At 70.2% G+C, this 8,805-nt stretch carries 11 protein-coding genes; 10 read left to right on the forward strand and 1 reads right to left on the reverse strand.

Translation table 11 applies throughout. The annotated features are described in order from the left end of the window. Position 1: 1 nt before the first annotated feature. The 5 genes from VEW47_05725 to VEW47_05745 are packed head-to-tail and all read left to right on the forward strand — an operon-like array spanning position 2 to position 4,858. Positions 2–415 (forward strand): Zn-ribbon domain-containing OB-fold protein, encoded by a 414-nt coding sequence (locus tag VEW47_05725; GenBank protein HYS04676.1) that lies wholly within the window; start codon positions 2–4, stop codon positions 413–415. Next, a complete protein-coding gene (locus VEW47_05730) occupies positions 412–1,320 on the forward strand; it encodes a CoA-transferase (GenBank protein ID HYS04677.1) in 909 nt (302 codons plus the stop codon). Before VEW47_05725 ends, VEW47_05730 begins: the two co-directional genes overlap by 4 nt. Beyond that, positions 1,311–2,150 carry a CoA synthetase gene (locus tag VEW47_05735; protein ID HYS04678.1) on the forward strand — a complete coding sequence of 280 codons (840 nt, stop codon included), beginning with the start codon at positions 1,311–1,313 and terminating at the stop codon, positions 2,148–2,150. The genes VEW47_05730 and VEW47_05735 overlap by 10 nt, the downstream gene beginning before the upstream one ends. Then, positions 2,147–3,751: a CoA-transferase gene (locus VEW47_05740; protein ID HYS04679.1), complete on the forward strand. Its 1,605-nt coding sequence runs from the start codon at positions 2,147–2,149 to the stop codon at positions 3,749–3,751. Before VEW47_05735 ends, VEW47_05740 begins: the two co-directional genes overlap by 4 nt. A gap of 57 nt (positions 3,752–3,808) precedes the next feature. Further along, positions 3,809–4,858 (forward strand): alcohol dehydrogenase catalytic domain-containing protein, encoded by a 1,050-nt coding sequence (locus tag VEW47_05745; protein ID HYS04680.1) that lies wholly within the window; start codon positions 3,809–3,811, stop codon positions 4,856–4,858. Between the two features lie 19 nt (positions 4,859–4,877). Here the strand turns inward: VEW47_05745 and VEW47_05750 are convergent, their stop codons facing one another. Continuing rightward, entirely contained in the window at positions 4,878–5,435 is a 558-nt protein-coding gene (locus VEW47_05750; protein HYS04681.1) for an outer membrane beta-barrel protein, read from the reverse strand. A 186-nt stretch (positions 5,436–5,621) separates the two neighbouring features. On the opposite strand from VEW47_05750, the gene purM reads away from it, so the two are divergent. From purM to VEW47_05775, 5 genes are all read left to right on the forward strand, one after another. Continuing rightward, positions 5,622–6,785, forward strand: a complete 1,164-nt coding sequence (gene purM, locus VEW47_05755) for a phosphoribosylformylglycinamidine cyclo-ligase (GenBank protein HYS04682.1) — start codon at positions 5,622–5,624, stop codon at positions 6,783–6,785. A 12-nt stretch (positions 6,786–6,797) separates the two neighbouring features. Continuing rightward, positions 6,798–6,986, forward strand: a complete 189-nt coding sequence (locus VEW47_05760; GenBank protein ID HYS04683.1) for a hypothetical protein — start codon at positions 6,798–6,800, stop codon at positions 6,984–6,986. 30 nt (positions 6,987–7,016) lie between these two features. Then, entirely contained in the window at positions 7,017–7,655 is a 639-nt protein-coding gene (gene purN / locus VEW47_05765) for a phosphoribosylglycinamide formyltransferase (GenBank protein ID HYS04684.1), read from the forward strand. 106 nt (positions 7,656–7,761) lie between these two features. Further along, positions 7,762–8,514: a DNA repair protein RadC gene (gene radC / locus VEW47_05770; protein HYS04685.1), complete on the forward strand. Its 753-nt coding sequence runs from the start codon at positions 7,762–7,764 to the stop codon at positions 8,512–8,514. A gap of 99 nt (positions 8,515–8,613) precedes the next feature. Continuing rightward, positions 8,614–8,805 (forward strand): tyrosine--tRNA ligase (locus VEW47_05775; GenBank protein HYS04686.1); only part of this gene is annotated, 192 nt, incomplete at its 3' end.

An 8,805-nucleotide genomic window follows, 5' to 3' on the forward strand; every position in this document is an offset into this window, starting at 1 on the left:
CATGGAGCTGCCTCGTTTCCATCGTCTGCGCGGTCCGTTCTACCGCCTGGAAGGAAACGCCTGCGCGGCCTGCTCGCTCCGCTTCTTCCCGCCGCGCCCTGTCTGCCCTGCGTGCAGGGGAAACGGACTCCCGTCCTTTGCCTTCTCCGGACGCGGGACTCTCTACTCCTGGAGCCGGGTCCTGCAGCCGGCGCGCGGTTACGCCTCGATGGCCCCGTACCTGGTCGGGATGGTGCGTCTCGAGGAGGGGCCGCTGGTCTCGGCGCAGCTGGCCGACGCCGACGGTGTCGACCTGACAATCGGGATGCCCGTCGAGATGGTGACCCGCCGGCTCCGCGACGCCGACGAGCACGGCTACATCGTCTACGGCTACAAGTTCAGGCCGCTCCTGCGGGAGACGCGAAAGCAGCCGTGAGCCCCCGGGCGGAGCGCGTCGCCGACCTCGGGGAGGCCGCGGCTCTCCTGCGCGACGGCATGGTCGTCGGTCTCTCCGGTTTCTCCTACCAGAACCCGCCCATGGCGATCGTGCGGGAGATCATCCGCCGCGGAGTCAAGGACCTGACCGTGGTGTCGGGCCCGACCTCGGGGCTGGAAACGGATCTGCTGATCGGGGCCGGGTGCGTCAGGCGCGTGGTGACCGCCGGCGTCGCGTTCGAGCGTGTGGCGGCCATCGCGCCCGCGTTCCGGAGGGCCGCGGAGCGGGGCGACCTGTCGGTCTGGGAGTGCGACGAGTGCATCTGGCACCTGGCGCTCAAGGCGGCGGCCTGGGACATGCCACATCTGCTGTGGCGCGGCGGCGTCGGCACGTCGCTCCCCGAGCTCAACCCCGATCTGGAAGAGGTGACCGAGGGAGGGCGGCGTTATATCCGGGTGCCGCCGGTGCGGCCGGACATCGTCTTCCTGCACGCGGCCGAGGCCGATCCGTTCGGCAATGTCCGCGTGGCGCGCGAGGCGTATCTGGGACGCACCTTCTGCGAGAGGGCGCTGACCCTGGCCTGCCGCGGACCGGTCGTGGCGACCGTCGAGCGCATCGTGCCGAACCTGGACGTCGCCGCCTCCCCGGAGAGGACGATTGTCCGCGGCGCCCTGGTGGTCCCGGTCCCCTGGGGCGCCCACCCCGGCGGCGTCAGCGGACGCTATGTCCCGGACCTGGCGCACTACCGCGAGTACGCCGCGGCGGGCGAGGCGCGCAGGCACGACGACCCGGTCCCGTACCAGGCGTATCTGGAACGGCACGTCTTCGGCCTGGACGGCCAGGAGGCGTATCTGAAAGAGATCGGTGCCGCGCGATTGGACCGCCTGGGGACGTCGTGGGCCTGAGCCCGGCGGGCGGTCACGACGCGGCGGCGCCCCGGACCGCGGCCGGAGACGTGGCGCGGCTTCTCGCCTGCGTGGTGGCCCGGGAGCTTTCCGACAAAGAGACGGTCGCCTTCGGTTTGCACGCCGAGCTGCTTCTGGCCGCGGCCCTCCTGGCGCAGAGACTGCACGCACCGAACCTGACGATCCGGCACGGCCTGCGCGTGGAGCGGGGACACGAGCTCTCCCCCGCCGCCTGGACCGACGAGCCGACGAGCCGATCGTACGGGCTCGTCGAATATCTCGAAGCGCACGACGCGATCCTGGATGTCGCCAGCCGGTCGTCCCCGATGCGATTCTGCGATGTCTTCTTCGTGGGGGGGATGCAGATCGATCGCGAGGGGAGCACCAACCTGATCGGTCTCAAGGGCAGGGACGGGCGCCTCGCGGTCAGGGGGCCCGGTTCGATCGGCACGACCTCCATCGGGACGCTGGCGCGGCACGTCATCCTGTTCTCGGGGGAGCATACGCCGCGGCGCTTCGTCGAGCGGGTCGACTACGTGTCGGTGCCGGGCTGGCGCCGCCGCGCGGCGGCCGGTCTCGAGGGGGGGCCGTCGCTGTGCGTGACCCCGCTCGCGGTCCTCGATTTCGCCGACGGTTTCATGCGGCTCCGTACGGTGCACGCCCACGCCACCGAGGCGGACGTGCGGCGACGCACGGGGTTCACGCTGCCCCCCTCGCCCGTCGTGGGCACGCCCCCTCCGACCGCCGTGGAGCTCGCGGCGCTCGCGGAGATCGATCCCTCCGGAAGGCTGGACGGGCTGGATCTGAGCCCGGACGGCGGGCCGCCGTGAGCGCCCTCGTGACGCTGCGACAGGCGGCCGCCTCCGTCCCGGACGGCGCTCTCGTCACCTTCGGGGGATTCCAGCTCAACCGGGCCCCGATGGCGCTGGTGTTCGAGCTGCTGCGCCAGAGGCGGCGCGGTCTGCGGGTCGTGACGCTGCCGAATCCGCTGCCGCTCGATCTTCTCGTGGCCGGTGGGGCCGTAGCCGAGACGGAGTTCGGGTTCATCGGCTTCCAGTTCGAGGACGGGTTCGTCACGGCGCCGCACGTCAAGCGCCGGATCGAAGCCGGTTCGCTGCCGTTCAAGGAGCGCGATGTGTACGAGATCGTGCAGGGCCTGCGGGCGGCGGCCCTCGGCCTGCCGTACCTCCAGGCGCCGGGGATCGAGGCGTCCGGCTACATGACGGTGAACCGCACGCGGATGATCGAGGACCCGACGACCGGGGAGAAAGTCCCGGTGGCACCGGCGATCCGGCCCGACGTGGCCCTGGTGCACGCCCAGATGGCGGACAGGAAAGGAAACCTGCGCATCGACGACCTGTACGCCGAGGATCTCCTGGCGCGCGCCAGCGACCGGGTCATCGCCACGGCGGAAACGATCGTCGATCGGCTGGAGGCCGCGACCATCCCGCACTTTCTCGTGGACTGCGTGGCCGAGGCGCCCGGCGGGGCGTTTCCGACCTCGTGCCACCGCGCTTACAGATATTCGGCGCCGCACCTGCGCGACTACCTCGCCGCGGCCTCCCAGGGGCGGACGGACGAATATCTCGGGACCTTCGTGAGCGGTCCTGCGGATCACGCGGCATTCCTGAAGCTGGTCGAGAACCCGGGCCGCTGGGAGGGGGAGCCCCGCGTCCCGGAGGCACCCGGCCCGGGCGGTGTGATCACCGACGACGAGGGGACGGCCGACCGTCTGGTGGTGGAGATGGCGCGCGCGATCTCGGACGGAGACGTCGTGGCGACCGGGGTGGCCTCGGCCCTGCCGATGCTGGCGATCGCCCTGGCGCGCGCCACCCACGCACCGCGGCTGACTTACATCAACTGCGTCGGTGCCATCAACCCCGACGTCCGCGCCGCGTCGCCGACCTCCGTCGACCCGCGTCTGCTCGAGGCGTGCGAGGGGAGGATCACGCTGCCGGACATGTTCGATCTGGCGCGGCGCGGCCGCATCGATCTCATGTTCTTCGGGGCGGCGCAGGTGGACGCCGAAGCGCGCACCAACCTGACCTGTATCGGCGAGTTCGCGAGACCGCGCGTGAAGCTGCCCGGTCCCGCGGGGGCTTCGTCCATGCGTCCCTACGTCCCCAAGGTCGTCATCCTCGTGTCGCGGCACTCGCCACGGTCGCTTCCGGGACGCGTCGATTTCACCACGACGGCGCCGTCGCCCCGCAACCGGACGACGACCGTCCTCACCGACCGGGCGCGGCTCGACCTTCTGGGCGGAAGGCTGAGGGTGACGTCGCGGTGCGAGGGGACCGCGCCGCAGGACCTGCGGGACCGCACCGGGTTCCCGATCGAGGACGACGGAGAGATCGCGCGGGCCCCGACGGACGCGGAGCGGCGCGCGCTCGAGCGGCTCGATCCAGAAGGTCTGCGTCACCGGATGATCTGAGGACACGCGCGGCGATCGAACGGCGGCGCCGAGGTGCTTCGAAGGAGGGGGGAGGCGATGGGTCACAAGACGATGCGTGCGGTGGTGATGCGGGAGTTCGGCGGACCGGACAAGCTCCGTCTCGAGGAGGTGCAGGCCCCCGAGGCTTCGAGCCTGCGCGAGCGCGAAGTCCTCATCCAGGTCCGCGCGGTCGGGGTGTGCTACCACGACATCATCAACCGGAGCGGCAACCTGCCGCGCACCAGGCTGCCGTCGATCCTGGGGCATGAAATCGCCGGGGAGGTCGTGGCGATCGGACAGGGCGTGCAGGACTTCCGTCCCGGCGACCGCGTGGCGACCGTCCAGAGGGTGCACTGCGGCCGCTGCGACCTCTGCCGGCGCGGGCGCACCACGCTCTGCAAGGAAGGGGTGTTCTTCGGCGAGGAGATCCCGGGCGGCTATGCCGAGTACGTCGTGTCCGAGGAGCAGGGGCTGGCCCGCATCCCCCATGGGATCCCCTTCGAGGAGGGCTCGATCTGCGCCTGCACCATCGGAACGGCCCTGCACGTGGCGCGCACGCGGGGCGGGGTGCAGCTCGACGAGACCGTCCTGATCACGGGGGCCTCGGGAGGCGTCGGCCTGCATGCCATCCAGGTCTGCCGGCTGATCGGCGCGAAGGTCCTGGCGGTGACCTCCTCCGCGAACAAGGTGGAGCGCCTCAAGGAGGCCGGCGCGGACGAGACGATCGTCGCGCCGAATCTGATGTTCGCCGAGGCGGCGCGCCGCCTGACGGGCGGCCGCGGCGTCGACGTGGTCCTGGAGATCACCGGGGCCCTGACCTTCGACCAGGCGATGCGCTCTCTCGCCCCGGCCGGACGGCTGATCATGGTCGGCAATCTGGAGACGAAGCCCGCCTCCTTCAACCCGGGGCTCGTGATCCTGAAAGAGCTGGAGATCCGCGGCTCGTTCGCCACCACACCGCCGGAGCTGTCGGAGTCGTTCCGTCTGGTGGCCGAGAAGAAGGTCCGCCCCGTCGTGTCGCGCCTGATGCCCCTCGCCGACGCGGCGAAGGCCCACCAGATCCTCTACGACCGCGGTGTCGTCGGACGGATCGTCCTTCAGGTATGAGGGTCGGCCGCCCGGTCCGTTATTTCTGGCCGCCCAGCCTCCAGGTGAAGCCGCCGGTCACGCCGATGTGCTGGGAATTCGTGTCGAAGGTGTTCTCCCTGATGACCGACACCTCGACGCGGACGGCGACCCGCTTCTTCATCCCGAAGAAGAAGCGGCTGCCGCCGGCCACCTGGTAGGCCACGCCGCTGTCGTCCGTCTTCGGCCCCGGATCGAGATCGAAGGTGAGCGTGGCCGCGCCGATGCCGCCGAGAACGTACGGCACGATCGATTTGTTCGCCGGATGAAAGTTGAACACGGCGTTGACGAAGTCGATACCGAGGGTGGTGATCAGGTCCACGCCGCCGGTGTCCTCGGATGCGATCCCGACTCCTTCACCCTCCAGCTCGAACAGCCTGGTGAAGCAGTAGCCGCCGCGGAAGTTGAAGCGGGCGGCCCCCTTGTCGGAGACGTTCCGGTCGAAATGCGTGTAGCCGAGATCGAACCCCAGCTCGCCGTTCTTCGCGTCGAGGCCCGCCAGGGCGGGGGCCGCGCACACGAGGGCCAGGACCAGGGTGACGAGCGTCACGCGTGTCATGTGGATCCTCCTTTCGTCCCGAGATGGTGAATCAGTTTCCGCATGATCGAGGACGCCCCGCCCCGTGTCAAGAGCGCGTTCGACCGGACCCTGGCTCCGTTGACACCCGCGCGCACTCCTGCGATATAATCCGCGACCCAAAAAACATGCGGTCCGCGTGACAGGATCACGGGACGAGGTGCGTCCATGCCAGGGAGTGTGAAGGGAGGAGGCCGGGAGCGCGCCCCGCGTCCCGCGACACCGCCCAGGGAGGCGGATCGCAAGGACGCGCCGTCGCGCGGACTCACCTACAAGGACGCCGGCGTCGACATCGACGCCAAGATGCGCGCCATCCAGCGCATCCGGCTGATCGCCCGTGGCACCTTCAAGAAGGGGGTCCTGACGGAGATCGGCTCGTTCGGCGGTCTGTACGACCTGACGGCCGCCGGCCCGTTCCGCCGGCCGGTCCTCGTGAGCAGCACCGACGGCGTCGGCACCAAGCTGAAGGTGGCGATCCAGACCGGCAACCACAAGACCGTCGGCATGGACCTTGTGAATCACTGCATCAACGACATCCTGGTCCAGGGAGCGGTGCCGCTCTTCTTCCTCGACTACATCGCCATGGGGAAGGTCGAGGGGGACGTGATGCTCGAGGTGATCTCCGGCCTGGCGCGCGCCTGCCGGGACTCCGGCTGCGCGCTGATCGGCGGCGAGACGGCCGAGATGCCGGACTTCTACAAGCCGGGCGAGTACGACCTGGCGGGGTTCATCGTCGGCGTGGTCGAGCGGGAGCACGTGATCGACGGCTCGCGCATCGCCTCGGGGGACGTGCTGATCGGTCTGCCGTCCTCGGGTCTGCACACGAACGGCTACTCCCTGGCCCGCAAAGTGTTCTTCGAGAGGCGGAGCCTCAAGCCGGACTCGCGCGTCGCCGAGCTGGGCCGTTCGGTCGCCGAGGAGCTGCTGCAAGTCCATCGCTCCTACCTGCCGGTGCTGCGTGGTCTCATCCCGACCGGCGCCCTGTACGGCATGGCGCACATCACCGGCGGCGGATTGACCGACAACATCCCGCGCATCCTGCCGCGCGGCGTCTCGGCGCGCGTCGACGTCGGCACCTGGCCGATCCTGCCGGTGTTCCAGTACCTGCAGCGCGAGGGGCGCGTCGGCGACGAGGAGATGTTCCGCACCTTCAACATGGGGCTCGGGATGGTCCTGGTCGTTCCGCTCCACCGCGAGGGGGAGGTCGTCTCCCATCTCGACAAGATGGGAGAGAAGCACTACCGCATCGGGGAGATCGTGCGTGGCAACCGCAGGGTGATCTACGGGCAGGGAAGTCCGGGAGAGCCGGCGCGGGCGGGCGCGGCCCCCTAGGAGTTGCGAACCGTGCACGTCTACATCCTCTATCTCAGCATGATGTGCATCCTGTTCTGCGTGAGCGCCGGGGTTCTGTTCCTTCTGGCCCTGGGGCAGGCCGTGCGCCGGAGGCTGGAGCGCGCCGCCGTGTACCTGGGTCTCACGCTGCTCTCCGGCATCGTGGCGGCCGGCTTCTACTTCTTCCGGCGGCTCCTGTGAGGGTGCGTCGGGGCGCACGAGGCTCCGCGCGTGGGTGAGACGCGCTCCGCCGGAAACCTGATCGGCGTCCTCATCTCCGGCCGCGGGTCGAATCTCGAGGCGATCCTGGACCGGATCGCCGCCGGCGACCTCGACGCGCGCGTCGCGCTGGTCATCAGCAACGAGCCGAAGGCGCCCGGATTGAAGGTCGCCCGCGAGCGCGGTGTCCGGACGCTCGTCGTCGATCACAGGATGAGCCCCGCGCGCGAGGACCACGACCGGACGATGGCGGAGGCGCTCGAGGCGGAGGGAGTGAGGCTCGTCTGTCTCGCCGGCTACATGCGTCTCCTGTCGCCGTGGTTCGTGGACCGGTTCGCGGGGCGAGTCCTCAACATCCACCCCTCGCTCCTGCCGGCGTTCCCCGGCAGGGAGCCGCAGCGCCAGGCGATCGAGGCCGGTGTGAAGCTCAGCGGCTGCACCGTCCATTTCGCCGACGAGCGGGTCGACTCGGGTCCGATCGTCCTGCAGGAGGCGGTGCCGGTCCTGGATGACGACACGCCCGAGAGTCTGGCGGCCCGCATCCTCGAGACGGAGCACCGCGTCTACAGCCGCGCCATCGCCCTGTTCTTCTCCGGCCGGCTGCGCATCGCGGGCCGCCGTGTCCTGGGAGCCGGCGGCGGAGAGGCCTGAGCCCGCGACCGCGGACACTGTCCGCCCCCGGACACGCCGGGGACGTCCCGGGCCCCCTTCCCGCGCGCCGGTGTTCGCGGCACGCTCCTTGCTCAGTTGAAGCGCGATGCCCGATGAACCGACCGCACCCTCCGACGGGACGACGTACGCGGCCGAGGCCCCGCCGGCCGGCGAGCCGGCGCGCGGTCAGAAGAGACTGCGCGAGCTGCCGGCCACCGTTCTTCTGCCGCGCGATAAACTCCAGAAGTTCGGGGTGGCCGGCCTGAGCCAGGCCGAGCTGGTCGCCGTCCTCCTCGGAACCGGCACGAAGGGAAAAAGCGTCATCCGCATCGCCGAGGACCTGGTCGGCCGGCACGGCGGGCCGAAGCTCGTCACTCTGTCTCTCGACGAATGGGCGAGCCACAGGGGCGTCGGCCGGGTCAAGGCGGCGCAGATGCTGGCGGCGTTCGAGCTGGGGCGCCGGCTCCTCGCGCCATCGGCCGAGGAGCCGCGGGTCTCGTCACCGGCGGAGGCGTACGCCCTGGTGCGCGACCTGAGGCGGGCGCGCAAGGAGCACCTGGTCTCGCTCTACCTCGACGCGCAGAACCGCCTGATCTGCCGCGAGACCGTGTCGATCGGCAGCCTGAACACGACGCGAACGCACCCGCGCGAGGTCCTGCAGCCGGCGATCGTCAACTCCGCCCTCGCGTTCATCCTGGTGCACAACCACCCGAGCGGCAGTCTCGATCCCAGCCGGGACGACGTCGAGTTCACGCGCACCATGGCACGGGCCGGCGACCTGATGGGGATCAGCCTCTACGACCACATCATCGTCAGCCGGCGCGGCTTCGTCAGCCTGAAGGAGCGCGGGCTGCTGTGACGAGGAGCGCCGGGGGGGACGCGCCCCACGCGACGGCGGAAACGTTGTAGACTTCGCGCCCGCCGGTCCGTGCGCCGGCTGCTCCTCCCTGGATGCGCGATGACGAAGAGAATCTCGAAAGCCCCGCCCCCCTTTCCACCCGCGCACGAACAGCTGGAGTACGTGCGCAAGGGAGCGGTCGAGATCATCCGCGAGGAGGAGCTCCTCGAGAAGCTGCACCGCTCCCATCGGGACGGAGCCCCGCTGACGATCAAGGTGGGCTTCGATCCCTCCGCCCCCGACCTGCACCTG

Source organism: Candidatus Dormiibacterota bacterium (genome assembly GCA_035635555.1).
Classification (GTDB): domain Bacteria; phylum Acidobacteriota; class Polarisedimenticolia; order Gp22-AA2; family Gp22-AA2; genus Gp22-AA3.

What these genes read in the sequence shown, in the direction of transcription:
- VEW47_05725 (HYS04676.1), top strand. Translation starts at nt 2, where the DNA reads ATGGAGCTGCCTCGTTTCCATCGTCTGCGCGGTCCGTTCTACCGCCTG.
- VEW47_05745 (HYS04680.1), top strand. Translation starts at nt 3,809, where the DNA reads ATGGGTCACAAGACGATGCGTGCGGTGGTGATGCGGGAGTTCGGCGGA.
- VEW47_05750 (HYS04681.1), bottom strand. Translation starts at nt 5,435, where the DNA reads ATGACACGCGTGACGCTCGTCACCCTGGTCCTGGCCCTCGTGTGCGCG.
- purM (HYS04682.1), top strand. Translation starts at nt 5,622, where the DNA reads ATGCCAGGGAGTGTGAAGGGAGGAGGCCGGGAGCGCGCCCCGCGTCCC.
- radC (HYS04685.1), top strand. Translation starts at nt 7,762, where the DNA reads ATGCCCGATGAACCGACCGCACCCTCCGACGGGACGACGTACGCGGCC.